The sequence below is a fragment of the Streptomyces sp. NPDC001903 genome, from assembly GCF_042891345.1.
In the GTDB taxonomy this organism is placed as follows: domain Bacteria; phylum Actinomycetota; class Actinomycetes; order Streptomycetales; family Streptomycetaceae; genus Streptomyces.
Genome location: NZ_JBIASZ010000001.1, coordinates 265091 through 290969 on the forward strand (window position 1 = coordinate 265091; position 25879 = coordinate 290969).

General features: G+C 72.9%; 22 protein-coding genes. 17 read left to right on the forward strand and 5 right to left on the reverse strand.

What is annotated here, in order from left to right; all coding sequences use genetic code 11:
* Positions 1-25: 25 nt before the first annotated feature.
* The 3 genes from ACFYZS_RS01215 to nudC all read left to right on the forward strand — a co-directional run bounded on the left by ACFYZS_RS01215 (position 26) and on the right by nudC (position 5984).
* On the forward strand, positions 26-3511 hold the full coding sequence (locus ACFYZS_RS01215) for a UvrD-helicase domain-containing protein (protein WP_389005549.1): 3486 nt from the start codon (positions 26-28) through the stop codon (positions 3509-3511).
* A 10-nt stretch (positions 3512-3521) separates the two neighbouring features.
* Positions 3522-4928: a dipeptidase gene (locus ACFYZS_RS01220; RefSeq protein WP_389005551.1), complete on the forward strand. Its 1407-nt coding sequence runs from the start codon at positions 3522-3524 to the stop codon at positions 4926-4928.
* Positions 4929-5042: 114 nt separating this feature from the next.
* Positions 5043-5984, forward strand: a complete 942-nt coding sequence (nudC, locus tag ACFYZS_RS01225) for an NAD(+) diphosphatase (RefSeq protein WP_389005553.1) — start codon at positions 5043-5045, stop codon at positions 5982-5984.
* A gap of 72 nt (positions 5985-6056) precedes the next feature.
* On the opposite strand, the gene ACFYZS_RS01230 is transcribed toward nudC, so the two are convergent.
* A complete protein-coding gene (locus ACFYZS_RS01230; protein WP_030153502.1) occupies positions 6057-6317 on the reverse strand; it encodes a mycoredoxin in 261 nt (86 codons plus the stop codon).
* A gap of 141 nt (positions 6318-6458) precedes the next feature.
* Here ACFYZS_RS01230 and ACFYZS_RS01235 point away from each other — a divergent pair, with 141 nt between their 5' ends.
* The 5 genes from ACFYZS_RS01235 to ACFYZS_RS01255 all read left to right on the forward strand — a co-directional run bounded on the left by ACFYZS_RS01235 (position 6459) and on the right by ACFYZS_RS01255 (position 10395).
* Positions 6459-8684: an ATP-dependent DNA helicase UvrD2 gene (locus tag ACFYZS_RS01235; RefSeq protein ID WP_389005555.1), complete on the forward strand. Its 2226-nt coding sequence runs from the start codon at positions 6459-6461 to the stop codon at positions 8682-8684.
* Positions 8685-8852: 168 nt separating this feature from the next.
* Entirely contained in the window at positions 8853-9185 is a 333-nt protein-coding gene (locus ACFYZS_RS01240; protein WP_389005557.1) for a hypothetical protein, read from the forward strand.
* A gap of 184 nt (positions 9186-9369) precedes the next feature.
* Positions 9370-9741 (forward strand): WhiB family transcriptional regulator, encoded by a 372-nt coding sequence (locus tag ACFYZS_RS01245; RefSeq protein WP_389005559.1) that lies wholly within the window; start codon positions 9370-9372, stop codon positions 9739-9741.
* Entirely contained in the window at positions 9738-10067 is a 330-nt protein-coding gene (locus ACFYZS_RS01250) for a hypothetical protein (RefSeq protein ID WP_030153507.1), read from the forward strand. The genes ACFYZS_RS01245 and ACFYZS_RS01250 overlap by 4 nt, the downstream gene beginning before the upstream one ends.
* A 121-nt stretch (positions 10068-10188) precedes the next feature.
* The gene (locus ACFYZS_RS01255; protein ID WP_099889587.1) at positions 10189-10395 is read left to right on the forward strand and encodes a hypothetical protein; all 207 of its coding nucleotides are present in this window, start codon (positions 10189-10191) and stop codon (positions 10393-10395) included.
* Positions 10396-10419: 24 nt separating this feature from the next.
* Here the strand turns inward: ACFYZS_RS01255 and ACFYZS_RS01260 are convergent, their stop codons facing one another.
* Positions 10420-11748 carry an ABC1 kinase family protein gene (locus ACFYZS_RS01260; protein ID WP_389005562.1) on the reverse strand — a complete coding sequence of 443 codons (1329 nt, stop codon included), beginning with the start codon at positions 11746-11748 and terminating at the stop codon, positions 10420-10422.
* A 209-nt stretch (positions 11749-11957) separates the two neighbouring features.
* Between ACFYZS_RS01260 and ACFYZS_RS01265 the strand changes: the two genes are divergently transcribed.
* On the forward strand, positions 11958-15068 hold the full coding sequence (locus ACFYZS_RS01265) for a tetratricopeptide repeat protein (protein ID WP_389005564.1): 3111 nt from the start codon (positions 11958-11960) through the stop codon (positions 15066-15068).
* Between the two features lie 5 nt (positions 15069-15073).
* Here the strand turns inward: ACFYZS_RS01265 and ACFYZS_RS01270 are convergent, their stop codons facing one another.
* The gene (locus ACFYZS_RS01270) at positions 15074-16180 is read right to left on the reverse strand and encodes a ThiF family adenylyltransferase (protein ID WP_389005566.1); all 1107 of its coding nucleotides are present in this window, start codon (positions 16178-16180) and stop codon (positions 15074-15076) included.
* A 210-nt stretch (positions 16181-16390) separates the two neighbouring features.
* On the opposite strand from ACFYZS_RS01270, the gene ACFYZS_RS01275 reads away from it, so the two are divergent.
* The 4 genes from ACFYZS_RS01275 (at position 16391) to ACFYZS_RS01290 (ending at position 20266) form a co-directional block, all read left to right on the forward strand.
* Positions 16391-16930 (forward strand): M48 family metallopeptidase, encoded by a 540-nt coding sequence (locus ACFYZS_RS01275; RefSeq protein ID WP_389005568.1) that lies wholly within the window; start codon positions 16391-16393, stop codon positions 16928-16930.
* Between the two features lie 167 nt (positions 16931-17097).
* Positions 17098-18783, forward strand: coding sequence for a TerD family protein (locus ACFYZS_RS01280; protein WP_389005570.1), 1686 nt, complete (start codon positions 17098-17100; stop codon positions 18781-18783).
* 29 nt (positions 18784-18812) lie between these two features.
* Positions 18813-19493 carry an AIM24 family protein gene (locus ACFYZS_RS01285; RefSeq protein ID WP_356849952.1) on the forward strand — a complete coding sequence of 227 codons (681 nt, stop codon included), beginning with the start codon at positions 18813-18815 and terminating at the stop codon, positions 19491-19493.
* A gap of 17 nt (positions 19494-19510) precedes the next feature.
* Positions 19511-20266, forward strand: a complete 756-nt coding sequence (locus tag ACFYZS_RS01290) for an AIM24 family protein (RefSeq protein ID WP_389005572.1) — start codon at positions 19511-19513, stop codon at positions 20264-20266.
* Positions 20267-20341: 75 nt separating this feature from the next.
* Here ACFYZS_RS01290 and ACFYZS_RS01295 read toward each other — a convergent pair whose 3' ends face one another.
* Positions 20342-20866, reverse strand: a complete 525-nt coding sequence (locus tag ACFYZS_RS01295) for an NUDIX hydrolase (protein ID WP_389005574.1) — start codon at positions 20864-20866, stop codon at positions 20342-20344.
* Positions 20863-22344 carry a zinc-dependent metalloprotease gene (locus ACFYZS_RS01300; protein WP_389005576.1) on the reverse strand — a complete coding sequence of 494 codons (1482 nt, stop codon included), beginning with the start codon at positions 22342-22344 and terminating at the stop codon, positions 20863-20865. Before ACFYZS_RS01300 ends, ACFYZS_RS01295 begins: the two co-directional genes overlap by 4 nt.
* Positions 22345-22536: 192 nt before the next feature.
* On the opposite strand from ACFYZS_RS01300, the gene ACFYZS_RS01305 reads away from it, so the two are divergent.
* The 4 genes from ACFYZS_RS01305 (at position 22537) to ACFYZS_RS01320 (ending at position 25874) form a co-directional block, all read left to right on the forward strand.
* The gene (locus ACFYZS_RS01305; protein ID WP_389005578.1) at positions 22537-23700 is read left to right on the forward strand and encodes an SDR family oxidoreductase; all 1164 of its coding nucleotides are present in this window, start codon (positions 22537-22539) and stop codon (positions 23698-23700) included.
* A 149-nt stretch (positions 23701-23849) separates the two neighbouring features.
* On the forward strand, positions 23850-24311 hold the full coding sequence (locus tag ACFYZS_RS01310; protein WP_030859412.1) for a molybdenum cofactor biosynthesis protein MoaE: 462 nt from the start codon (positions 23850-23852) through the stop codon (positions 24309-24311).
* A gap of 157 nt (positions 24312-24468) precedes the next feature.
* The gene (locus tag ACFYZS_RS01315) at positions 24469-24666 is read left to right on the forward strand and encodes a hypothetical protein (RefSeq protein ID WP_266663975.1); all 198 of its coding nucleotides are present in this window, start codon (positions 24469-24471) and stop codon (positions 24664-24666) included.
* Between the two features lie 116 nt (positions 24667-24782).
* A complete protein-coding gene (locus tag ACFYZS_RS01320; RefSeq protein ID WP_389005580.1) occupies positions 24783-25874 on the forward strand; it encodes a PDZ domain-containing protein in 1092 nt (363 codons plus the stop codon).
* The last annotated feature ends 5 nt before the right edge of the window (positions 25875-25879 follow it).

A 25879-nucleotide genomic window follows, 5' to 3' on the forward strand; every position in this document is an offset into this window, starting at 1 on the left:
CCGAGGGTCGGGCTAGCCTCTTCACGTGTCCGCGCGTCCGTCCGTCCTCACCGACCCCGAGCAGCTCAAGGAGCTCCTCGGCATCCCGTTCACGCCCGAGCAGCTGGCCTGCATCACCGCCCCCGCCGCCCCCCAGGTCATCGTGGCCGGCGCTGGCTCCGGCAAGACCACGGTCATGGCCGCCCGCGTGGTCTGGCTGGTCGGCACCGGAGCGGTCGCGCCCGAGCAGGTCCTCGGCCTGACCTTCACCAACAAGGCCGCCGCCGAGCTCGCCGAGCGCGTACGCAAGGCCCTCGCGCGGGCCGGCATCACCGACCCGGACCCTTCCCCGGCCGAGGCCGACGCGGCCGGCGGCGAGCCGCGCATCTCCACGTACCACGCCTTCGCCGGCCAGTTGCTCAAGGACCACGGCCTGCGCATCGGCCTGGAGCCCAGTGCCCGCCTCCTCGCCGACGCCACCCGCTTCCAGCTCGCCGCGCGCGTGCTGCGCGAGGCCCCCGGCCCGTACCCGGCGCTCACCAAATCCGTCCCCGACCTGGTCAGCGACCTGCTCGCGCTCGACGGCGAACTCTCCGAGCACCTGGTCACCCCGGCCGAGCTGCGCGCCCACGACACCCAGCTGCTCGACGCCCTCGCCGGCGCCAAGCTCACCAACGACGACCTGCGCAAGGTCCCCGAGGCCGTGCGCGGCCGCCTCGAACTGCTGGAGCTGACCGAGCGCTACCGCACCGCCAAACGCTCCCGCGACCTGCTCGACTTCAGCGACCAGATAGCCCTCTCCGCGCAGCTCGCCACCACCCGGCCCGAGGTGGGGGCGCTGCTGCGCGAGGAGTTCAAGGTGGTCCTGCTCGACGAGTACCAGGACACCTCCGTGGCCCAGCGGCTGCTGCTGTCCGGCCTGTTCGGCGGGGGCAGCGGGCACCCGGTGACCGCCGTCGGCGACCCCTGCCAGGCGATCTACGGCTGGCGCGGAGCGTCCGTGGCCAACCTGGACGATTTCCCCGAGCACTTCCCGCACGCCGACGGCCGCCCCGCGACCCGGTTCTCGCTCAGCGAGAACCGGCGCAGCGGCGGCCGCCTCCTGGACCTGGCCAACGAGCTGGCCGCGCCGCTGCGCTCGATGCACGAGGGCGTGGAGGCGCTGCGCGCGGCGCCGGGGGAGGAGCGGGCCGGCTCGGTCCGCTGCGCCCTGCTGGACACGCACGCCGAGGAGCTGGAGTGGCTCGCGGACTCGGTCGCGCACCTGGTCCGTACGGGGACGGAGCCGCGCGAGATCGCGGTGCTGTGCCGGTCGGCGCGGGACTTCGCGCAGATCCAGGCCGTACTGGTGGCCCGGGACGTGCCGGTGGAGGTCGTCGGGCTGTCCGGGCTGCTGCACCTTCCGGAGGTCGCGGACCTGGTCGCGGTGTGCGAGGTGCTCCAGGACCCGGGCGCCAACGCCTCCCTCGTCCGGCTCCTCATCGGCCCGCGCTGGCGGATCGGCGCACGCGACCTGGCGCTGCTGGGGCGCCGGGCGCGCGGGCTCATCGGCCGTGCGCCGGGTGAAGTGGAACCGGAGGAGCGCCTCGCGGCGGCGGTGGAGGGCGTGGACCCGGCGGAGGTCGTATCGCTGGCGGACGCGCTGGAGACCTTCCTGGACGGTTCCGCGTCCGGGGTCGAGGAGCTCCCCTTCTCCGCGGCGGCCCGGGTCCGCTTCGCACACCTGGCCCAAGAGCTCCGCGACCTGCGGCGTTCGCTCGCGGACCCGCTGATGGACGTACTGCACCGGGTGCTGGCCGCCACCGGGCTGGACGTGGAGCTGTCCGCGTCGCCGCACGCGCTGGCGGCCCGGCGCCGCGAGTCGCTGTCCGGATTCATGGACGTGGCGGCCGGCTTCGCGTCCCTGGACGGCGAGGCGACCCTGCTGGCCTTCCTGGGCTTCCTGCGCACGGCGGTCCAGTACGAGAAGGGCCTGGACCACGCCCTGCCCGGCGGGGAGAACACGGTGAAGGTGCTCACCGCCCACAAGTCCAAGGGGCTGGAGTGGGACGTGGTGGTGGTCCCGGACCTGTGCGCGGGCTCGTTCCCCAAGGAGAAGACCCCGGAGCCGTGGACCTCGTACGCCAAGGTCCTGCCGTACGGCCTGCGCGGCGACGCGGCCACCCTTCCGGGTGATCCGGCGTGGACCTCGGCGGGCCTGAAGGCGTTCAAGGCCGAGCTGAAGGAGCACAAGGCGGTGGAGGAACTGCGCCTGGGCTACGTGACGTTCACCCGCCCCCGCACGCTCCTCCTGGCCTCCGGGCACTGGTGGGGCCCGACGCAGAAGAAGCGGCGGGGCCCGTCCCCGTTCCTGTCCTCGCTCCACGACCACTGCGCGGCCGGGCACGGCGAGATCGAAGCCTGGGCGCCGGAACCGGAACCGGACGCGGAGAACCCGTCCCTGGCCACGGAGTCCACCCCGGACCGGTCCTGGCCCCTCCCCCTGGACCCGGCCTCCCTGGCCCTGCGCCGTGCGGCGGCGGCCCTGGTCGAGTCGCACCTGGCCGCCCCGGAGCCGGACCCCGCCCCGGCTCCGGCCCCCGCGGAGCCGGAGCCCTACCTCTGGCCGCCGGACTGCGAGGACCCCGCGTACGCGCAGGAGCCGGACGGCGACGACCTCTGGGCCGCGGACGAGGCCTGGGCCGGGGACGAGGCCTGGGCCGGGGACGAGACGTGGGCCGGGGACGAGGCCTGGGCCGCGGACGGGGCCCGGGACGCGCACGAGGACGCGCCGGCCGTCCCGCGGCCCCGCACCGCGGGGCCGCCCGCCCTCACCCCCGAAGAGGCCCGGGCCGTCGCCTCCTGGGACCGGGACCTCGACGCCCTCGAGGGCGAGCTCCGGCGCGCCCGCGCCGCCGTGCGCGACGTCGAGCTCCCGGCCGCCCTCTCCGCCAGCCAGCTCCTGCGCCTCGCCGCGGACGAGCAGGGCTTCGCCCGCGACCTCGCCCGCCCCATGCCCAAGCCCCCGCAGCCCGCGGCGCGCCAGGGCACGCGCTTCCACGCCTGGGTCGAGTCCCGCTTCGACGAGCTCCCGCTGCCGCTCCTCGACGTCCTCGACCCCGCCACCGAGCTGCCCGGCTCCGACCAGGACATCGTCGACGAGGCCGACCTCGACTCCCTCAAGGCCGCCTTCGAGCGGAGCGAGTACGCCGAGCGCACCCCGTACCGGATGGAGGTCCCGGTCCAGCTCACCCTCGCCGGCCGCGTCGTCCGCGGCCGGATCGACGCCGTGTACCGGACCGACGACGGCGGCTACGAGATCGTCGACTGGAAGACCGGCCGCACCACCGAGGCCGACCCCCTCCAGCTCGCCGTCTACCGCCTGGCCTGGTCGGAAGCCACCGGCACGCCCCTCGACCGCGTCGGCGCCGCCTTCCTCCACGTCCGCAGCGGCCGCGTGATCCGCCCCCGCGACCTCCCCGGCCGGGACCGTCTTGAGCGGATCCTCCAAGGCAAATCGGGCACGGACAGTGACCGGCACCCCGACAGTTAGGCTCGTAGGCATGAGCGAAACCCCGGCGGACAGCGTCGTCCGCACGTACATCGACACCCACCGCGCCGCGTTCCTCGAGGACCTGGCCGAGTGGCTGCGCATCCCCTCCGTCTCGGCCCAGCCCGAGCACGCGGACGACGTACGTCGCAGCGCCGAGTGGCTCGCCGCGAAGCTCAAGGAGACCGGCTTCCCGGTCACGGAGATCTGGCAGACCCCCGGTGCGCCGGCCGTCTTCGCCGAGTGGCCGAGCGCGGACCCGGACGCCCCGACCGTCCTCGTCTACGGGCACCACGACGTGCAGCCCGCCGCCGTCGCCGACGGCTGGCACACCGACCCCTTCGAGCCGGTCGTCCGCGACGGCCGCATGTACGCGCGCGGCGCCGCCGACGACAAGGGCCAGGTCTTCTTCCACACCCTGGGCGTACGGGCCCACCTGGCCGCCACCGGCGCCGAGGCCCCGGCCGTCCACCTCAAGCTGATCATCGAGGGCGAGGAGGAGTCGGGCTCCCCCAACTTCCGCGCCCTCGTCGAGCGCGAGGCCCGGCGCCTCGCCGCCGACGTCGTGATCGTCTCCGACACCGGCATGTGGTCCGAGACCACGCCGACCGTCTGCACCGGCATGCGCGGCGTCGCCGACTGCGAGATCGACCTGCACGGGTCCGACCAGGACATCCACTCCGGCGCCTTCGGCGGGGCCGTGCCCAATCCGGCCACCGTCGCCGCCCGCCTCGTCGCGGCGCTGCACGACGCCGACGAGCGGGTCACGATCCCCGGCTTCTACGACAACATCGCCGAGCTCACGGACGAGGAGCGGGCGCTGATCGCCGAGCTGCCGTTCGACGAGTCCGAGTGGCTGCGCACGGCCAAGTCGCACGCCGCCGCGGGCGAGAAGGGCTACTCCACCCTGGAGCGGGTCTGGGCCCGCCCGACCGCGGAGGTCAACGGCATCGGCGGCGGCTACCAGGGCCCCGGCGGCAAGACCATCGTGCCCGCCTCCGCGCACCTGAAGCTGTCCTTCCGCCTGGTGTCCGGGCAGGACCCGTACGAGGTCGAGGCGGCCGTCCGGGACTGGGTCGCGGCGCGGATCCCGGACGGGATCCGGCACTCCATCGTCTTCGGCGCCCCCACCCGGCCCTGCCTGACGCCGCTGGACCACCCGGCGCTGCAGTCCGTCGTGCGGGCCATGGGGCGGGCGTTCGGCGAGAAGGTCCGCTTCACCCGCGAGGGCGGCTCCGGACCGGCGGCGGACCTCCAGGACGTACTGGACGCGCCCGTCCTGTTCCTCGGCATCTCCGTGCCGTCCGACGGCTGGCACTCGCCGAACGAGAAGGTCGAGCTGGACCTGCTCCTCAAGGGCGTCGAGACGGCCGCCTACCTGTGGGGGGACCTGGCCGCCTCCCGCGGGAAGCCCGCCTGACGCACCCGCAGCCGTACCGCGTCACCGAGTCACAGAGCACCGCGTCACCGAATCATCGAGCACCGCGCCACGAGTCACGAGTCACTGAGCCTGCCTGTCCCACCACCGGGGGAGTTGGAAGTACCTGTGAGCACCCATACCGAGCACCCGATCTCGCTCGCCGCGCCCAGCGGAATCGACCGCGCCGCGCACCACCGCCTCGACGAGGCCTGGCTCGCGGCGGCCTGGAGCCACCCGACGACCCGCGTCTTCGTGGTCTCCGGCGGTCAGGTCCTGATCGACGACACCCCCGACGGGGGGACCGGCATCGTGATGACCCCGGCCTTCGAGGCCCCGGTCACCGAGACGCACCGCTATTTCCTGGGCACCGACGACGAGGGCGTGCGGTACTTCGCGCTGCAGAAGGACTCCCTGCCCGGCCGGATGGACCAGTCGGCCCGCCCGGCCGGCCTGCGCGAAGCCGGGCTGCTGCTGTCCCCGCGCGACGCCGGGCTGATGGTGCACGCCGTGGCCCTGGAGAACTGGCAGCGGATGCACCGCTTCTGCTCGCGCTGCGGCGAGCGCACGGTGGTCGCGGCCGCCGGGCACATCCGCCGCTGCCCGGGCTGCGGCGCCGAGCACTACCCGCGCACCGACCCGGCGGTGATCATGCTGGTCACCGACGAGCACGACCGCGCGCTGCTGGGCCGCCAGGTGCACTGGCCCGAGGGGCGCTTCTCGACGCTGGCCGGGTTCGTGGAGCCGGGGGAGTCGATCGAGCAGTCGGTCGTGCGCGAGGTGTGGGAGGAGGCGGGCATCAGGGTCGGCGAGGTCGAGTACGTCGCCAGCCAGCCCTGGCCGTTCCCGTACAGCCTGATGCTGGGCTTCACGGCGCGCGCCACGACCACCGAGATCACGGTCGACGGCGAGGAGATCCAGGAGGCCCGCTGGTTCTCCCGCGAGGAGCTGCGCGCCGCGTTCGAGTCGGGCGAGATGCTGCCCCCGTCGGGGATCTCCATCGCGGCCCGGCTGGTCGAGCGCTGGTACGGGGAGCCGCTGCCGCGCCCGGCCGCGTAAGGCTTCTCACACGGCGAAAGGCCCCCGCCGCGGCGGGGGCCTTTGTGTCCGCACAGTGCGCCGGAGGGCGGATCAGACGGCGAGGGCCTGCTTGACCTGGGCCAGGCTCGGGTTCGTCATGACCGACTCGGCACCGGCGGCGGACTTCACGAGCACGGTCGGGACGGTCTGGTTGCCGCCGTTCGCCTTCTCGACGAACGCCGCGGACTCCGGGTCCAGCTCGATGTTGATCTCGTTGTACGCGATGCCTTCCCGGTCCAGCTGGGTCTTCAGCCGGCGGCAGTAGCCGCACCAGGTCGTGCTGTACATCGTGACGGAACCCGTGTCCTGCATGCTGCGCTCTCCTCTGTGGGGTCTGGGTGGTCCGAGTACTCGAACGTACGGGACCCCGGGGCCATTCCCGCACCCGCGATACGGCCGGGACGTCCGAGTACGTCAAGTGGGCCGCATGCGTCAAGTGCGGCGGTGCGACGAATGCGCGCACCCTGTGGACAACTTTCCCGGCCGTCCCTCGGGACCTGGCAGCATGGCGGGGTGACATCAGCAACGCACCTCTCATCCTTCCCCGCCGGCGCGGACTCGGCCGACGCGGTGCTCCTGGGCCTGGACCCGGAGCAGCGCGAGGTCGCGACGATCCTGCGCGGGCCGGTGTGCGTGCTGGCGGGCGCGGGGACGGGCAAGACCCGGGCGATCACCCACCGGATCGCCTACGGGGTCCGCTCCGGCCAGCTGATGCCGGCCAGCGTGCTGGCCGTCACCTTCACCAACCGCGCCGCCGGCGAGATGCGCGGCCGCCTGCGCTCCCTCGGGGCGGGCGGGGTGCAGGCGCGGACGTTCCACTCCGCCGCCCTGCGCCAGCTCCAGTACTTCTGGCCCAAGGCGATCGGCGGCGAGGTGCCCCGGCTGGTCGAGCGCAAGGTCCAGCTCGTCGCCGAGGCGGGCGCCCGCTGCCGCATCCGGCTCGACCGGGGCGAGCTGCGCGATGTCACCGGCGAGATCGAGTGGGCGAAGGTCACCCAGACCGTGCCCTCCGACTATCCGGCGGCCGCCCTCAAGGCGGGCCGCGAAGCCCCCCGGGACATGGCGGAGATCGCCCAGATCTACGGGACGTACGAGCAGCTCAAGCGCGACCGCGGCATGATCGACTTCGAGGACGTGCTGCTGCTCACGGTCGGCATCCTCCAGGACCGCCACGACATCGCCGAGCAGATCCGCACCCAGTACCAGCACTTCGTGGTGGACGAGTACCAGGACGTCAGCCCGCTCCAGCAGCGGCTGCTGGACCTGTGGCTCGGCGAGCGCGACAGCCTCTGCGTCGTCGGGGACGCCAGCCAGACGATCTACTCCTTCACCGGGGCCACCCCGGACCACCTGCTGAACTTCCGCACGCGCTACCCGCAGGCCACCCTGGTCAAGCTGGTCCGCGACTACCGCTCCACCCCGCAGGTGGTCCACCTCGCCAACGGACTCCTCGCCCAGGCCAAGGGCCGGGCCGCCGAGCACCGCCTGGAGCTGGTCTCCCAGCGCGAGCCCGGACCCGACCCGGTCTACGCCGAGTATCCGGACGAGCCCGCCGAGGCCGAGGGCGTCGCCCTGCGCATCCGGGACCTGATCGCCGCGGGCGTCCCGGCCGGCGAGATCGCCGTGCTCTACCGCATCAACGCCCAGTCCGAGGTCTACGAGCAGGCCCTCGCCGACGCCGGCGTCCCGTACCAGCTGCGCGGCGCCGAGCGCTTCTTCGAGCGCGCCGAGGTGCAGAAGGCGCTCCTCGCCCTGCGCGGCGCCGCCCGCTCCGGGGGCAATGACCCGCTGCTCGACGACGTGGTCGAGCTGGGCTCCCAGGTCCGGGCCGTGCTCAGCTCGACCGGCTGGAGCGCCGAGCCGCCCGCCGGCTCCGGCGCCGTCCGCGACCAGTGGGAGTCGGTGGCCGCCCTGGTCCGGCTCGCCGAGGACTTCGCCCGCGGCCGGCCGGGGGCCACCCTGGCGGACCTGACCGTCGAGCTGGAGGAGCGCAAGGCCGCCCAGCACGCCCCGACCGTGCAGGGCGTCACCCTCGCCTCGCTGCACGCCGCCAAGGGCCTGGAGTGGGACGCCGTGTTCCTGGCCGGCCTCACCGACGGCATGCTGCCGATCACGTACGCCAAGACCGACGAGCAGGTGGAGGAGGAGCGCCGGCTGCTCTATGTCGGCGTCACGCGGGCGCGGCTGCACCTGACGCTCTCCTGGGCGCTCTCCCGGGCTCCGGGCGGCCGTGCCTCCCGACGCCCCAGCCGCTTCCTGAACGGCCTGCGGCCGGGCTCCGCGGCCCCGGGAAGCCGGACGGGGGGCGCGGCCGAGCGAGCGGTGCGCGGGCGCGGCCGCCGCGGACCGGCGCTGTGCAGGGTCTGCGGCAAGACCCTCACCGAGGCCGCCGAGCTGAAACTGATGCGCTGCGACGACTGCCCGTCCGACATGGACGAAGGGCTCTACGAGCGGCTGCGGGAGTGGCGCGCGGGCCAGGCGAAGGAGCAGGGACTGCCCGCGTACTGCGTGTTCACGGACCGGACGCTGGTCGCGATCGCGGAGGCCCAGCCGTCCGAGGCGGGCGAGCTCTCGATGATCTCTGGAGTCGGCGCCCGCAAGCTCGACCGGTACGGAGCCGACGTCCTTGCCATCTGCGCAGGTCAGGAGCGTGGGGGCGCGGATGCTGACGACGCGTAGAAACTCGTCGGAAAAATAGTTTGCACATGCCCAGCGAATCCCCATAGGTTCTTAGCAACGGAAACGGTGGCTTCTCCGAAGCTCCGGATCCGTGCTGTACTTATCCGAATACGTATGGGACAGGCCCCCGGGCCCCCGTCCCCGAGACGCCGAGAGGAGGCGAGACCAGTGACCAGCTTCATCACCACCACCAAAATGACCGATCGCTCGGTCGCCGCTTCCTGCACGCTCGGCTCCTCCTCGCTCCTCCCGCTCCTGGGTACCGGTCTGTCCGCGATTTCCGCTGACAGCCGCGCCCTGCTGGCCGCACCCTGCGCGCTGCCGGCGAGCGAGCGGAATGAGCGACCGACCCAGGCATCGGTGGCAGTACTGGAAGCCCAGGCGCATGGCGCCTATGGGTTTGCGGCCGCCGCCGGTGCCGGATCCAAGACGCAGACGAAGCAGCAGCACCACCTGATGTGGGCCTTCCGTGGGCTCGAACCCTGGAGTGATCCAGCCTGATCGAAGATCAGGCCGGCGCCTTCAGGGCCGCGGAACCCCACCCGGGATCCGCGGCCCTTCTGTTTGTCCCCGACCAGGGGACGACGGCACGAAGGAGCCTCGGGACTGGCAAGACCAGGTACCAGCCGCCCCCGGCCGAACCCGGCCGGAACGACTAGCCAACCAAGACGAGGAAGAAAACACCGTGCAACTCGAAGCGCACGCCCCGTCCGTACCGCAGACCCAGACGATCTCCCCGCCCGCAGTCCCGGAGGACCACACCTTGACTCCCCTCACCGCGCTGACCGCGCTCGACGACGCCATCGAGAACCTCGGCGTACCCGTCGCCTGCCGTACCTACGACCCCGAGGTCTTCTTCGCCGAGTCCCCCGCGGACGTCGAGTACGCCAAGTCCCTCTGCGCCACCTGCCCGCTGGTCGAGGCCTGCCTCGCCGGTGCGCTCGAGCGCCGCGAGCCCTGGGGTGTCTGGGGTGGCGAGCTGTTCGTCCAGGGCGTTGTCGTAGCCCGGAAGCGGCCCCGTGGCCGTCCGCGCAAGAACCCGGTTGTCGCGGCATGACCGCCATCGGAACCATCGACCGCCCCGTGACGCACGACCCCTTGAAGCAGGCCCTCATGACCGCCCACACGACGAGCGAGCAGCCGCACGGCTCCGCCCACGCAGACTTCATCACCGCCGGCGCGATCACCTCGCGCCAGAACAGGACCCGAGAAATGCAACTCATCCCAGAAGCCCTGGCCCGTGCCCATATGGACGACCGCATGCGCGAGGTCGACGCCGAGCGTCGCGCCCTGCGCCTGGTCGCCGCCCGCCGCATGCAGCGGCGAGCCGAGCGCGTCTCGCTGCGCGCCCGGCGGGCCCTCGCCATGGCCGTCATGCACTGAGCGACCGCTGAACCGCCGCTGACCAGCGGCGCGGCAGCGTACGGGGGACCGGTCCGAACGGACCGGTCCCCCCGGTGCGTTGCGGAGGGTTCTCCACCCCTCGCGGGGATATCGTCTGGAGGTGGACCAGCCGAATCCCCACCCCGCCCCGTCGGGACCCGAGGCCCAGCCCGTCGTCTGCGCGCGCTGCGGCAAGAAGGCCCCCGACGGCGCCCCGCCCACCTGGACCTGCTCGGTGGAGAACGGGACCAGACAGTACTTCTGCGTCGACTGCGCGCGAGCCAACCTCAGGGCGATCGAGGGCCGCCTCGACTCGTCCTGGTGGTGACCGGGGGCCCGTAGGCCCCCGCGCTCACTCCTCGGGCAGGAACCCCGGGAGCCACGACTCCAGTTCGTCCCGCAGCCGTACCGTCGCGCCCAGCTGGCAGAGCACCCCGATCGTGCTCAGCGTCACCCGGTGGATCAGCAGGTACGAGGGCGGCAGATTGATCTGCCGGCCCAACTGGTGCGCGGGGGAGCGGGGATCGGCGATCCTGGCCGCCTGCCCGCGCAGCCACGGCCGCGTGAAGGTGAACTCCTCCGCCTGGGCGGGCTCGATGATGGGCAGCAGATAGTCCAGCACCGCCTCCGGATCCAGTTCGATGGACTCCCTCACGAATCCCTCGGCGCACAGGTGCCCGTAGATCCCCTCGGCGTCGCCCTCCAGCGTCATCCGCAGCGAGGTGCCGATGGGCTTGGGCCAGCCGCCGGGCAGCCGGTCGACGGTGCCGAAGTCCAGCACGCCCAGCCGTATCCGCCCGTCCGGCCCCGACAGCAGCCGGAAGTTGCCCGGGTGCGGATCGGCGTGCAGCAGCCCGGTGCGCGCGGGCCCGGAGAAGAGGAACCGGGCCAGCAGCTGCCCGGCGCGGTCGCGCTCCTCCCGGGTGCCGTCCGCTATCACCTCCGACAGCGGCGTCCCTTCCATCCACTCGGTCACCAGCACCTGGTCGCCCTGGTGCACGACGTCCGGTACGACCACGTCCTCGTCGCCCTCGAACGCGTCCGCGTGGGTCCGCTGGGCCTCCGCCTCCAGCTCGTAGTCCAGCTCCTCCGAGACCCGGTCGCGCAACTCCTTGATCAGCGGCTTGACGTCCATGCCGGGAACCAGCGGCCCCAGCAGCCCCGCGAACCGGCCCAGTTGCTTCAGGTCCGACAGCAGCGCCTCGCCGGCCCCCGGGTACTGCACCTTCACCGCGACCTGCCGGCCGTCGTGCCACACCGCCCGGTGCACCTGCCCGATCGAGGCGGCCGCGGCCGGCTTGTCCTCGAACTCCTCGAACAGGTCCCGCCAGTCGGCCCCCAGCCGCTCCGCCAGCACCTGGTGCACCGTCTGGGCGGGCAGTGGCGGGGCCGCCTCCTGGAGCTTGGTCAGCGCCGCCCGGTACGGACCGGCCACCTCCTCGGGCAGGGCCGACTCGAAGACCGAGAGCGCCTGCCCGAACTTCATGGCACCGCCCTTCAGCTCCCCGAGCGTGCGGAACAGCTGCTCGGCGGTGCGCTGCTGGAGCTCGCGCGCCACGATCTCCGCCGACTTGCCCCCGATCCGCTTCCCCAGCCCCCAGGTGACCCGGCCCGCGAAGCCGAGCGGCAGCGCGGCCAGCTTGACGGTACGGGTGACCGCCTTCCGGGGAAGATCAGACATGCGCCCCTCCAATTCCCAGACAGCTGTGCCGCAAGCGGCGGTTCAGGATGGCCCCTCGGCCAACCGCATCCTGTCATGGCGCCCCCGCCCCGCCCCGGCCGAGGCGCCCGCTCGTGAGGTGGCAGGAATCCGCCCCTTGCCGGACAGCACCCGCCCCCATGGGACAGCATGGCGGGACAGCGGGTCGCGTGGTGGGGAAAGGGCTGTGGATGGCTGGGCGGGGGCCTTCGAGGCAGGAACTGATCCGACGGCGGCGTTCCAACACCTTCATCGGACGGCAGGGCGAGGTCACCGCCTTCCGGGACGCCCTCGCGCAGTCCCCGGACGAGGCGGCGCAGTTCCTCTTCCACATCCGCGGCCCGGCCGGTGTCGGCAAGTCCACCCTGGTGCGCCAGCTGGAGACGATCGCCCGCGAAGGGCAGGCGGTCACCGCGTACGTCGACGAGTCGGTCGCCGACGTCATCGAGACGATGGAGGTCGTCAGCGCGCACTTCTCCCAGCAGGGCGTGGCGCTGAAGGGCTTCGACAAGCTGCTGGCCACCTATCGCCAGCGCCGCCACGAGGCGGACGTCGGGATGGCGACGGCTGCCGGCGGGGCCGACGCGGCAGCCGGCAGCGCCCCGTCGCCATCGCCGTCCAGCCTGATCGCCTCGCAGCTGGGCCTGGTCGGGCTGGGCATGCTTCCGGGCGTGGGCGCTTTCACCGGTGCGGTCGACCCGAACCAGGTGGCGGCCGGCGCGGACCGGGTGAAGGCCCTCCTCAGCACCCGCCTTCGCAGCCACGGCGACGTCGAGCTGGTGATGTCCCCGTTGGACGTCCTGACCCCGGTGTTCCTGGAAGAGCTCGGGGAAGCGGCCCGCAAGCATCCGTGGATCACGCTGTTCTTCGACACCTACGAGCGCACCGGACCCCTGCTGGACACCTGGTTGCGGGACGTGCTGGTCAGCGACCGCTACGGGGAGCTCCCGGCGAACGTGCTGGTCGTCCTGGCCGGTCAGTCGCGGCTGGCGGCCCGCTGCTGGGAGGACTGGTACGACCTGGTCACGGACTGGCCGCTGGAGGTGTTCACGGAAGCCGAGGCACGCCGGCTCCTCGCGGGGAAGGGCGTGACGGACGAGCGCGTGGTCGAGGTGATCCTCCAGCTGTCGGGACGGCTTCCGGTCCTGGTCTCCACGCTGGGCGAAGCGCAGCCGGGCAGCGTGGAGGAGATCGGGGACCCCAGCGGCACCGCCGTCGAGCGCTTCCTCAAGTGGGAGGCCGATCCGGCCCGCAGGGCCGCCGCCCTGGCCTGTGCGTTCCCGCAGGAACTGGACGAGGACGTGTACCGGGCGGCCGTGGAGGAGGAGGCCGCCGAGCTGTTCGGCTGGCTGAGGTCGATGCCTTTCGTCACCGAGCGCTCCGGCCACTGCCGCTATCACGAGGTGGTCCGCGGCGCGATGCTGCGGCTGCGGCGCAGGCAGTCCCCGGCCGGCTGGGAGCGGCTGCACACTCGGCTGGCCGACGCCTTCCAAGTGCGCCGGGAGCGCCTGGAGGAGGCCGTCACCCCGGCCGAGGGCTGGTGGTCGGACGAGACCTGGCGCGGACACCGCCTCCAGGAGACCTATCACCGGCTGTGCGCCGACCCGCGCGCCGCCCGCCCCGCCGCGTCGCGGGAGCTCATCGACGCCTACGACCACGGCATCACCACCCTCCACCGCTGGGTCCAGGTCTGGATCCAGGCAGGCCGGGACACACAGGGAACCGAACTCGTCGACTGGGGCGAGTGCCTTCGCACGGCCTTGGAGCAGCAGGACGCCGGAGTCGCCACCCTGACGCTCCTGCTGTCCCGGGGCGCCCTCGACACCACCGGCCAGGCCCTCGCGCTGACCCTGCGCGGCCGGGACCACCGCAATGCGGAGCGGTACCCGCAGGCCCTGGCCGACTACGCGCGGGCGCTCGCCCTCGACCCCGGGACGGAGCGCGCCCACTACGGCCGGGGCCGGACCCACGAGCTCACCGAACGCTTCGAGGAAGCGATCGGGGACTACACCCGCGCCATCGCGCTCGATCCCGGCTACGTCTGGAGCATCGGCAACCGCGGGGTCTGCCACCGCGCCATCGGCCAGTACGAGGAGGCGCTGGCCGACTTCGAGCGCGTCCTCGATCTCAACCCGGACGCCCACTGGGCACTCACCCATCGCGGTGTGCTCCACCGCCTCACGGAGCGGTACGACGATGCTCTCGCCGATTTCGAGCGCGCCATCGAGATCAAGCCGGACAGCGCCTGGGCCCTGGCGAATCTGGGATTCGTCCTCAACAGCACCGGCCGGCACAAGGAGGCCCTGTCCGCCCTCGACCAAGCGGTCGGCTTCTCCCCGGACTACGCCTGGGCCCGCCTGATCAGGGGCCGAAGCCACCGGGGCCTCGCCCGGTACGAGGAGGCGCTGACCGACTTCACCCGTGCCGTGGAGCTGAAGCCCGACGACCCCGTGGCGCTCGCAGGACTGGGCGAGGTCCTCCGGCTGACGGAGCGGCACCCGGAGGCGCTCGACGCCCTCGACCGGGCCCTCGAACTCAAGGCGGACTACGCCTGGGCCCTCGCCAGCCGGGGCGAGATCCACGCCGCGATGGGCCGGTACGAGCGGGCGTTGGAAGGCTTCGACCGGGCCATCGAGCTCAGTCCGGACTACCAGTGGGCCCTCACCCGTCGGGGACGGCTGCTTCTGGTGCTCGGCAGGCACGAGGAGGCCCTGGTCGACTACACCCGCGCCATGGGACTCGGATCCGACGAGGCATGGGTCTTCGCCGAGCGGGGTGACGCCTTTCGCATGCTCGGCCGGTTCGAGGAGGCTCTGAGCGACTACGACCGCGCCGATGAGCTCCGGCCCGACAGCTTCATGGCATCGGTCCGCCGCGGTGTCGCCCGACGGCTGCTCGGCCGGTACGAGGAGGCTCTGGCCGAGCTCACCCGCGCGATCGCACTCGAACCCGACGACACCTGGGCGCACTACGAGACGGCGGTGGTGCTGCACGCGCTCCACCACCCGGATCGGGACCGGCACCTGGCCCGCGTGGTCGACATCGTGGGCCCGGGGAGCCCGGACGGCCCGCCCCGATCCCCCTCGGACATCGGCAATCTCCTCCTCACCGAGTGCCTCCGGCTCCGCTGGGCCGAGGCCCGGCGCCACCTCGCGGACTTTCTGGACGGCGACCCGACCAGAGGCACGGTGCACGAACTGCTCATGGCCCTGCGCAGCCTGACCCCGGTGATTGCGTCGGCCGGGCCCCGCATCGAGGAGTTGTGCCGCGCGGTGCAGGAGCGGCTCGGCCCGCCCTCGTAAGAGCCTCATGACGTCACCGCCCGCTCCGCCGGGACGCGGGCGGCCGCGCAGGGGCAGTCGGGGTGGGGGCGCACGGGGGTCTGCTCCCAGTGGAGGCCAGGGAGGGCGGCTTCCCAGCGGGAGGCCGTGGAGGCGGGGAGCTCCCCGTCGAGGAAGGACAGGGCGTGGGCCGCCGCCATCCCGGCCACCGCGGTGGCCAGGCCCAGATCGCAGGCCGCGGCGGCCCGGCGGCGATGTGCCGAGCGCCACTGGACCAGCATCCGGGGCCATGCCGGATCCGCCTCGACCCGGTCGCGTTCCATACAGCCCGCGCACGCCGTGGCCCCCGGCAGCACCAGCGGCCCCACCAGCCCCGTGCCCTCCAGCACCCCGGCATACAGATGAGGCGTGCCGGCGGAGATCCAGTCGGCCGCGCCGCCCGGATCAGGGGCCCACGCCTGCAAGCCGTCCCGGGGCGCGACCACCACCAGGGACACCCCCGGCTCGGGCCCCTCGTGCTCCGCGGTCCGCGGCGGGCGCCCGGGGGCCGACGCACGGACCAGCCCGGCCGCGGCCTCGGCCCGCAGCCTGCCCACGCTGTCCGGGCCGAGCCCGCCCGGTGCCACGTCCGCCGGCTCCACCCGGCCGCCGTCGAGCACCTCGACCCGGCCCACGCCGGCTGCGGCCAGGACCCCGGCGATCACTCCGCCCACCCGCCCGCTCCCGCGTACCTGGACCCGTACGGCCCGCCGCGCCGCGACCCCCCGCAAGTCACCCCCGGGCTCGCGGTGCACCAGCGACAGCGAGCCCAGGTCGGGCCCGAGCCGCTCCAGGGTCTCCGGCCGCTTCCGCACGGCCTGGGCCCGCGGACCGCCCGCCGTCGCGTCGTCCAGCAGCCCGGCCGCCGCCAGCCGCCGCACCAGCGCGTCCACCTGGCCCTCCGGCAGCCCCACCGCCACGGCCTCCGCGCGCAGCAGCTCCATCCCCCGCGTCCCGTCGATCCGGTCGATGAGCGATCCCGTCGCCGTGTCCACCGGGCCGAGCACCACCGCGTGCGCGGGCGTCACCCCGAACTGCACCGTCTGCAGATCCCGCCACGCCCTCGCCAGCGCCGGCTTCACCTTCGGATACATGGCCTTCCCCCTCCTGCGAACCCCGCCTCGTTCCCGTCCTTCGAAGAGTGCCCGCCCCACGCCTTCCGTGCGTCCATTTGTCCACAGGCACCGGTTATTAGGCATATGAGATGAAGGGAAGGGGTGCTTCCTGCGCCGCCGTCGAATCGGTCACGTCCGAACCGTGGAGCGGGCGGGACTTGGGCCAGGCGAGCGGGTACGGTCTTGGGCGTGTCCGCCGACCCACAGCAGCGCGCCGTCGAAGTCCGCCGGAGCGCGCGCCGCCGAAGGACCGTATCCGCCTACCGCGAGGGTGACCGTACGGTCGTCCTCATCCCTGCCCGGATGTCCGAGGCCGAGGAGCAGCGCTGGGTGGGGGTCATGCTCGACAAACTGGCCGCGCAGGAGAGCAGGCGCACCCTCGGGGACGCGGAACTCACCGAGCGCGCCGAGCGTTTGTCCGACCAGTACCTCAGCGCCCGCGCCCGCCCCCGCTCGGTCCGCTGGGTCACCAACCAGAACACCCGCTGGGGCTCCTGCACCCCCGCCGAGGGCAGCATCCGCCTCTCCCACCGCCTCCAGGGGATGCCGGAGTACGTCGTCGACTACGTGCTGCTCCACGAGCTGGCCCACCTCCTCGTACCCGGCCACGGCCCCCGCTTCTGGGAACTGCTCGAGGCCTACCCGCGCACCGAACGGGCCCGCGGATACCTGGAGGGGATCGTCGCCGCCGAGCGCCTCCCCAAGGTCCCGGCCGCCCGCGAGGAATGACCGGCGCCCGGCACCCGCGCCCGACATCCGGCGGGCCCGCGCCGCGCCCCCCGGCGGCCGACGTCTCGATATGTACCGGGTCGGTACCGACTTGGCCGGATGTCGGCGGATGCGGCTAGCCTGAGCGCCACGCAAATCACTGTCGGGATGGGGGACGGTCGTTACGTATGGCCAGGGAATTCCAACGCGGTCACAAGGCCAGGATCAGCGATCTGACGGCGGGCACGGATCTGTACGTGGGCGTGCAGATCGCCGGGCCGGGACTCGCCTTCGACATCAGCTGCTTCGGCCTTGACGCCAACGAGCAGCTGTCGGACGACCGGTACTTCGTCTTCTACAACCAGCCGAAGTCGCCGGAGGAGTCCATCCAGCAGCTCGGCGCGCAGGCCGGCGACACCGAATCCTTCCGGGTGACGCTGGACCGCGTCCCGGCGAGCATCCACAAGCTGTCCTTCACCGCCACGATCGACGGCGACGGACAGATGTCGCAGATCGGACCGGGCTACATCCGGATCGTGGCCGGCGGCGAGGAAGTCGTCCGGTACTCCTTCACGGGCGCGGAGTTCAGCACCGAGCGCGCGGTCATGCTCGGCGACTTCTACCTCAAGGACGTGTGGCGCTTCGCCGCCGTGGGCCAGGGCTTCGACGGCGGGCTCGCCGCGCTGCTGAAGAACTTCGGCGGAGAGGTCGCCGAGGAGGAGGAGCAGCAGGCCCCGCAGCAGCCGCAGGCCGCCGCCCCGGCCCAGGCCGGCGCCGCGCCGGGGTTCGCCCCGCCGCCGCAGGCCGCCGCCCCGGCGCCGTCCTTCGGCGCCCCGGTCCAGGCCCCGCAAGCCCCGCAGGCACCCCAGGCCCCGTACGTCCCGCAGCCCGCGCCCGCCCCGGCCCCCGCCCCGCAGTACCAGCAGCCGGCCCCGCAGGCCCCGGTGCACTCGGCCCCGACCATGGTCGGCCCGCTCACCACCCCGCCGGCCCCCGCCCCGTACGGCCAGCCGCCGCACGCCCCGCAGCCGCCCGGCCCGCCCTCGTACGGCCAGCAGCCGCAGCCCTCCTACGGCCAGGTGCCCGGCTACGGCGGCCAGGTCCCGCCCCCCGCCCCGGCCCCCGCCCCCTACGGCCAGGTCCCCGGCCAGCAGCCGCCCCCGTACGGCCAGCAGGTGCCCGGCTACGGCCAGGGCGCCCCGCAGGCCGCCGGGGCCGGCCTCGCCGCCGCGCTCCAGCCGTACAAGGAAGTCCCCACCGGCGCCCGCTGGACCGCGCAGAACCAGCAGCTCATGCGCGTCGACCTGGCGATGGGCGGCCAGCCCGTCCTCGCCCGCCAGGGCAGCATGGTCCTCTACCAGGGCAAGGTCGACTTCAGCTACAAGGGCGCCGGCTTCGCCGGCCGCATCGTCGGCAACGCCACCGGCCAGGAGATGCAGCTGATGCGCTGCAGCGGCCGAGGCCAGGTCTTCCTCGCCGAGAACGGCGCCCACCTGCACGCCATCGAGCTCCAGGGCGACGGGATCTGCGTCTCCGCCGAGAGCGTCCTCGCCTTCGACGAGTCCCTCCAGCACGAGGTCCGGCGCATCGAGGGCCACGGCATCCCCGGCGGCGCCCTGTTCACGATGCTGTTCCAGGGCTCCGGCACGGTGATCGTCAAGACGCACGGCACGCCCGTCGTCCTGCCCGTCACCCCGACCACCTTCGCCGACAGCAACGCCATCGTCGCGTGGTCGGCGGCGTCCCAGGTCATCGTCTCCAGCCAGGTCCGGCTGCGGCGCAACGCCTACCCCGGCCACAGCGGGGAGACCGTGAACCTCCAGTTCCGCGGCGCTCCCGGCAACTTCATCGTCGTCCAGCCGTACGAGGTCTGAGGGAGCCCCACATGAATGCCATGAACGCTATGAACCAGCAGCTCGCGGGCTACGCCCCCACCCCCGTCACGGCCCGCATGGAGAACCACGGCAGGGCCATGCTCAAGGTCGCCATGCAGAGCGGCCAGGACCTCTTCGCGCGCACCGGGTCGATGGTCGCCTACGAGGGCTTCGTCCAGTACGAGCCCAACCCGCCGGCCCTGCGCCAGATGGCCTCCCAGTGGCTCACCGGCGAGGGCGCCCCGCTGATGAAGTGCACCGGCGACGGCCTGCTCTACCTCGCCGACTACGGCGCCGACGTCGTCGTGATCAACCTCAACAACGACGCGCTCTCGGTCAACGGCACCAACCTGCTCGCCTTCGACGCCCACCTCCAGTGGGGCGTCGAGCGGGTCAAGGGCATGGCGAAGTTCGCCGGCCAGGGCCTGTTCAACGTACAGATCGCGGGCACCGGCTGGGTCGCCATCACCTCCCGCGGCACCCCGATCGTGGTCGATTGCGGCCGCGGCGAAGACGAGACGTACGTCGACCCGGACGCGCTCGTCGCCTGGTCCCCGAACCTCAAGGTGAAGGGCAAGCGCAGCTTCAAGGCCTCGTCGATGATCGGCCGGGGCAGCGGGGAGGCCTACCAGATGGCCTTCTCCGGCCAGGGCATCGTCGTCGTACAGCCCAGCGAGGACAGCACCGACCGGCTCCGGACCCGGGGCTGAGGGGGAGCGGACACATCATGCAGAGCTCACTTTTCGGCCACGCCGAGCAGCAGTCCCAGGAGCGGTACGCCGTCCAGAACCCGCAGCTGCTGCGGGTCACCCTGGCCGGCTCCGACGACGTGCTCGCCCGCAAGGGCGCCATGGTCGCCTACCAGGGGATCATCGACTTCGACGGCGAGTACCAGAGCACCACGCAGCGCACCGCCCGCGCCCGCACCGGCGAGGGCCTCGACCTGATGCGCTGCTCCGGGCAGGGCACCGTCTACTTCGCCAACCTCGCCCAGTACGTGCACGTCGTGGACGTGGACCAGGACGGCCTCACCGTCGACAGCGGCTACGTGCTGGCCATGGACTCCACCCTGCACACCGAGGCCATCGCGGTGGACAGCCAGTACGGCATCTCCGGCTCCGGCAAGTACCAGCTCAACATCACCGGCCGCGGCAAGGTCGCGCTGATGACCTCCGGGCAGCCGCTGATGATGCAGGTCACGCCGGACAAGTACGTCAACGCCGACGCGGACGCGATCGTCGCCTGGTCCACCTCGCTGCGCGTGCAGATGCAGGCCCAGACGCACTCCACCGGCGTCTGGCGGCGCCGCGGCAACACCGGCGAGGGCTGGGAGCTCAGCTTCCTCGGCACCGGCTTCGCGCTGGTGCAGCCGAGCGAGGTGCTGCCGCCGCAGAACGCCCAGCTCGGACAGGGCCTGGCCGCGCAGTACGGAATGGGCCAGCACGGCGTCCAGGCCCAGAACCAGAACAACGCCTGGAACTAGCCCGCGCCCGACGGCACACGGAAGGGGCGGCTCCGCGGGATGCGGGGCCGCCCCTTCCGGGCTGTTCGCAGGGCGTCAGAGCCGCGCCCGGGTCGCCTCCATCAGCCGTACGACCGAGGTGTCGGCCGCCGCAGCCACCTCCTCGTACGGGAACCAGCGCAGGTCGAGCGACTCCTCGCTGATCTCCGCCACCGCGTCGGCCGGAGCCAGCGCCGCGTACTGGACGTCCAGGTGCCAGTTGCACGGGGCCGGGATCGGGTGCCGGTCCAGCCGTACGGGGCCGCCCGGCAGCAGGGTCAGCCCGGAGGAGATGCCCGACTCCTCGACGGCCTCGCGCAGCGCGGCTCCGGCGAGGGTGGTGTCCTCGGGCTCGCAGTGCCCGCCCATCTGGAGCCAGATGCCGAGCTTCTTGTGCAGGGTCAGCAGGACGCGCTCGCCCGCCGGGTCGATGACCAGCGCGCTGCCCGTGAGGTGCCCGGCCTGGCAGGGCTTGTACATCCCGTCTGGGTGGGCGGCCAGGTGCTCCAGATAGCGGTCGCGCAGCTCGGGCTGGCCCTCGTACTCCTTGAGGACCAGCACCGCGTCGTCGTACAGGCTCACTTCTTCGTTCCACCCTCGCCGTCGGAACCGTCGGAACCGTCAGAACCGTCGGAGTCGGCTTCGCCCTGCGGACCCTGCGGGTCCTGCCCGCCCTTTTCGCCCTGTTCGCGCTTCTGTGCCGCCTCGCCGAGCATCTTGTCGATCTCGGAGAAGTCCAGCTGCTCCCGGTGCACGAACCCGTCCGGGTCGTCCAGGTCGGAGGCCGTCGGCAGCATGTCCGGGTGCTCCCACAGCCCGTCCCGGCCGTCCACGCCGCGCGCGTCGGTCAGGGAGGCCCACAGCCGCGAGGCGTCCCGCAGCCGGCGCGGGCGCAGCTCCAGCCCGACCAGCGTCGCGAAGGTCTGCTCCGCCGGGCCGCCCGAGGCACGCCGCCGGCGCATGGTCTCGCGCATGGCGTCCGCCGAGCTCAGCCGGGGCTTGGCCGCCTCGTGCACGACCGCGTCCACCCAGCCCTCGACCAGCGCGAGCGCCGTCTCCAGGCGGGCCAGCGCGGCCTTCTGCTCCGGGGTGTCCTGCGGCTGGAACATGCCGCCCTGGAGCGCTTCCTGCAGCTGCTCCGGGTTGGACGGGTCGAGCTGGCCGACCACGTCCTCCAGCTTCGAGGTGTCGACCTTGATGCCGCGCGCGTATCCCTCGACCGCGCCGAACAGGTGCGAACGCAGCCACGGCACGTGCGCGAAGAGCCGGGCGTGGGCCGCCTCGCGCAGCGCCAGGTACAGCCGCACCTCCTCGGCGGGGACGCCCAGGTCCTTGCCGAAGCCCTCGATGTTCAGCGGCAGCAGGGCGGCCTTGCCGGCCGGGCCCAGCGGCAGCCCGATGTCGGTCGAGCCGACGACCTCGCCCGCGAGGGTGCCCACGGCCTGGCCGATCTGCTGGCCGAACATGGCCCCGCCCATGGAGCGCATCATGCCGAGCAGCGGGCCCGCCATGGCCTGCATCTCCTCGGGCAGCACGCTGCCCATGGCCGCGCCGACCCGCTCGGCGACCGGGTCGACGAGCTCCTTCCACACCGGCAGGGTCGCCTCGACCCACTCGGCGCGGCTCCACGCGACGGCCGTGGTCGCGCCCGAGGGCAGCGAGGTCACCCCGTCCAGCCAGTGGTCGGCGAGGCGCACGGCCTCCTCGACGGCGGACTTCTCGGCGATGCCGACGCTCGCGTCCTTCACCCCGTCCGCCGTGCCCTGGGCGACGGTCTGGCGGGCGATGTCCTTGGCCATGTCCCAGTTCACGGGACCGCCCTCGTAGCTGAGCATCTGGCCGAGCTGCTGGAAGGCCGCGCCCAGGTCGTTCGGGTTCATCGAGCCGAACATCGCCGCGAACGGGTTGTCCGCGCCGCCGGCGCCGCCCGGCAGGCCCATGCCCGGGAACCCGAACGGATTCGGGCCGCCCTGACCGCCCTGATTGCCCTTCTTCTTGCCTTCGTCGCCGTTCTCCGGCTCCTCCGGCGGAAGGCCGAATCCGAATGGGGTGTCGCTCACGGGTTTCCTCGGCTCGTAGGGCCGTCGGCGGGGGCCGACGGGAAATGGTCCGACAACACCACCCAGCGTAGACACCACACCCGCTTCCGGGCTCGGTGCTCCGCCGACTCCTGGGCTGCGGCAGGATGGACATCACCTGGTAGGCACGCGCCACGGCGCGTCCCTACTGAAGACAACCGCTGGAGACGCCTGGTGAGTTCCCCAGATCCACAGGTTCGCGCGCCGCACGACGCCGAAAACCGCCCTGAGCACGGTGAGAGCGCCCACGGCGTTCGCCGGCCGCGAAACCAGGCGGGACCCCGCAAGAACAGCCCGGTGATCGCCGTGACCGGCGCCGCCTCCGGGGTCGGGGCCGCCCTGGTGGCCCGCCTGGCCGCTTCCGACGAGGTCAAGCAGGTCGTGGCGATCGACGAGCGGCGCGGCGACTGCGCCGCCGCACAGTGGCACGTCCTGGACGTGCGCGACCCCGCGATCGCCGACAGACTGCGCGGGGCCGACGTGGTCGTCCACCTGGCACTGGACCTCGACCTGGAGACGGATCCGGCGGCGCGCACGGCGTACAACGTGCGCGGCACCCAGACCGTGCTGACGGCGGCCGCGGCCGCCGGGGTGCACCGGGTCGTGCTGTGCACGTCCGCGATGGTCTACGGGGCGCTGCCGGACAACGACATCCCGCTGTCGGAGGACTCCGAGCTGCGGGCCACGGCCGAGGCGACGGGCGTCGGCGACCTGCTGGAGATCGAGCGGCTGGGCCGGCGGGCGCCGCGGGCCCATCCCGGCCTGAACGTGACGGTGGTGCGCCCGGCGGTCCTGGTCGGCGGCACGGACACGGCGCTGACCCGGTACTTCGAGTCCCCGCGGCTGCTGGTGGTGGCCGGATCCCGGCCGACCTGGCAGTTCTGCCACGTGGAGGACCTGGTCAGCGCGCTGGAGTACGCCGCGCTGGAGAAGGTCGAGGGCGAGCTGGCGGTGGGCTGCGAGGGCTGGCTGGAGCAGGAGGAGGTCGAGGAGCTCAGCGGCATCCGCCGCATGGAGCTCCCGTCGGCGGTCGCTCTGGGGGCGGCGGCGCGGCTGCACCGGATCGGCCTGACGCCGTCCCCGGCGGGCGACCTCGCGTACACGATGCATCCCTGGGTGGTCAGCGTCAGCGGGCTGCACGCGGCGGGCTGGCGGCCGCGCTGGACCAACGAGGAGGTGCTGGCCGAGCTCCTCCAGGAGGTCGCGGGCCGGCACACCGTCGCGGGGCGCCGGCTGGGCCGCAAGGACGCCACCGCGGCGGGGGCCGCGGGCGCGACGGTCGCCCTCCTCGGCGCCGCGGCGGTGGTCCGCGCCGCCCGCCGCCGCCGCGGCCTCTGAGGCCTCCGGCCCCCCGGCCGCCCCCGGCCGCCCGCCCGGGCGGGCGGCCGGGGGCGGCCGGGTCCTGTAGGAGGCTCCATACGCGTGGGTCGTACAGCCGGTCGAATCGGCTATACCGCGATGTGAGACCGGTGGTGCACGATGGCTGCATGGCACCGCACTTCGACCACCCCGGCGAGCAGGCCGCTCCGGACCCGATCCGGCTGCTCGAGATCCGCGAGACCCCGCTCTCGATAGACGAGGTCTTCAAGGCCGTCGGCGACGACGCGACGGGCGGCACCACGCTCTTCGTCGGCACCGTGCGCAACCACGACAGCGGGGCCGACGTCGACGCGCTCGGCTACTCCTGCCACCCCACGGCCGAGGCCGAGATGCGCCGCGTCGCCGAGCGCGTGATCGCCAAGTACCCGGTCCGCGCCCTGGCGGCGGTCCACCGCATCGGCGACCTGTCCGTCGGCGACCTCGCGGTGGTCGTGGCCGTGTCCTGCCCGCACCGCGGCGAGGCCTTCGAGGCCTGCCGGATGCTGATCGACGACCTGAAGCACGAGGTCCCGATCTGGAAGCACCAGACCTTCTCGGACGGTACGGAGGAGTGGGTCGGCGCCTGCTGAGCGGCGCCGGCACCCCCGCGTGCGGGGCGTGCGGGGCCGACCGGTACTGTCCCACCCGTTCGGCCGCGCAACACGCCCTCGATTTGCGTAACCCCCTTCCGGGCACGAGCGTTGAAGCCACCAACGACACGTACTTTCGGGGCAGGGAGGCACGTCCATGGCGTCATTGGCGTGGTTGCTGATTCCGCTGTTCGCCGCCATCGGAGCGGCGATATGGGGCAGCTGGGCGGCGCGCGACCGCACTCAAGGTGACATATCCGAACTCGCGGGATACGCGAGGTTCCGTGAAGCCATGGACAAGGCCGATCAGGCCAGGGCGAAGGCAGCGGCCCATTCCGGTTCCGACGCGGTGTGACGCGTCCCGGGCGAGGCCCCCGAGCACCCTGAGAATCCGCTGAGAGTTCCGCGTACGGCCCCCGTACGGACCGGCCCCGGCGGCCGCCCGTCAGGGCCGTCCCGTACTGTCGATCCATGCCACGCCGCACTGCGACGATGCTCGCCTCCACCCTCATGCTGTTCGCGCTGCTCTGCGCAGGGGTGTTCATCAAGGTCCCGTACTCGGAAATGAGCCCGGGCCCGACGGTGAACACGCTCGGCGATTCGCGTGGCGAGCCCGTCATCAGCATCGCGGACCACAAGACGTACCCGACCAGCGGGCACCTCAACATGACGACGGTCCGCGTCACCGGCGCCGACTACGACATGAACCTGCTGGAAGCGGTCTACGGCTGGCTCTCCGACGACAACATCGTCGTCCCGCACGAGAACCTCTACCCGGGCGGGAAGACGGAGGAGCAGTCCACCCAGGAGAACGCGGAGGAGTTCAGCCAGTCGCAGGAGAGCGCCAAGGTGGCCGCCCTCAAGCAGCTGGGCACGCCGGGCGTCACCACCCGCGTCGTGGTCTCCACCGTGGTCAAGGGCAGCCCCGCCGAGGGCAAGCTGCACGCCGGGGACGTGATCCGGGCCGTCGACGGCAGTCCGGTGGGCGCCCCCGAGGACGTGGCCAAGCTCGTCACCAAGCGCAAGGCCGGCGAGCAGGTCGAATTCACCATCGTGCCCGCCGCCGAGGCGGCCGCGGCCGAGAAGGACCACCGGGAGCCCACCGGCTCGTCCAAGGTCGTGCTCACCACCGCCAAGGCGGAGGGCGACGGACACGCCATCGTCGGCATCCGGGCGGGCACCGACCACACCTTCCCGTTCCACATCGACATCAAGCTGGCCGATGTCGGCGGTCCGAGCGCCGGCCTGATGTTCGCCCTCGGCATCGTCGACAAGCTCACCCCCGGCGATCTGACCGGCGGCAAGTTCGTCGCGGGCACCGGCACCATCGACGACGCGGGCAAGGTCGGCCCCATCGGCGGCATCCAGATGAAGACGATCGGCGCCCGCCAGGCCGGCGCCCGGTACTTCCTGACGCCCGCCGAGAACTGCGGCTCCGCCTCCGAGCACATCCCCGACGGCCTGACCCTGGTGAAGGTCTCCACGATCGACGACGCCACGAAGGCGCTGGAGAAGATCAGCAAGGGGGACACGGCCGGGCTGCCGCAGTGCGGCAAGCCCTGACGTAT

Coding starts and splice junctions, on each gene's coding strand:
- ACFYZS_RS01220 (WP_389005551.1), top strand. CDS start 3,522: ATGAGCGAAACCCCGGCGGACAGCGTCGTCCGCACGTACATCGACACC.
- ACFYZS_RS01230 (WP_030153502.1), bottom strand. CDS start 6,317: ATGCAGGACACGGGTTCCGTCACGATGTACAGCACGACCTGGTGCGGC.
- ACFYZS_RS01235 (WP_389005555.1), top strand. CDS start 6,459: ATGCGCGCACCCTGTGGACAACTTTCCCGGCCGTCCCTCGGGACCTGG.
- ACFYZS_RS01250 (WP_030153507.1), top strand. CDS start 9,738: ATGACCGCCATCGGAACCATCGACCGCCCCGTGACGCACGACCCCTTG.
- ACFYZS_RS01260 (WP_389005562.1), bottom strand. CDS start 11,748: ATGTCTGATCTTCCCCGGAAGGCGGTCACCCGTACCGTCAAGCTGGCC.
- ACFYZS_RS01265 (WP_389005564.1), top strand. CDS start 11,958: ATGGCTGGGCGGGGGCCTTCGAGGCAGGAACTGATCCGACGGCGGCGT.
- ACFYZS_RS01270 (WP_389005566.1), bottom strand. CDS start 16,180: ATGTATCCGAAGGTGAAGCCGGCGCTGGCGAGGGCGTGGCGGGATCTG.
- ACFYZS_RS01280 (WP_389005570.1), top strand. CDS start 17,098: ATGGCCAGGGAATTCCAACGCGGTCACAAGGCCAGGATCAGCGATCTG.
- ACFYZS_RS01285 (WP_356849952.1), top strand. CDS start 18,813: ATGAACCAGCAGCTCGCGGGCTACGCCCCCACCCCCGTCACGGCCCGC.
- ACFYZS_RS01290 (WP_389005572.1), top strand. CDS start 19,511: ATGCAGAGCTCACTTTTCGGCCACGCCGAGCAGCAGTCCCAGGAGCGG.
- ACFYZS_RS01310 (WP_030859412.1), top strand. CDS start 23,850: ATGGCACCGCACTTCGACCACCCCGGCGAGCAGGCCGCTCCGGACCCG.
- ACFYZS_RS01315 (WP_266663975.1), top strand. CDS start 24,469: ATGGCGTCATTGGCGTGGTTGCTGATTCCGCTGTTCGCCGCCATCGGA.
- ACFYZS_RS01320 (WP_389005580.1), top strand. CDS start 24,783: ATGCCACGCCGCACTGCGACGATGCTCGCCTCCACCCTCATGCTGTTC.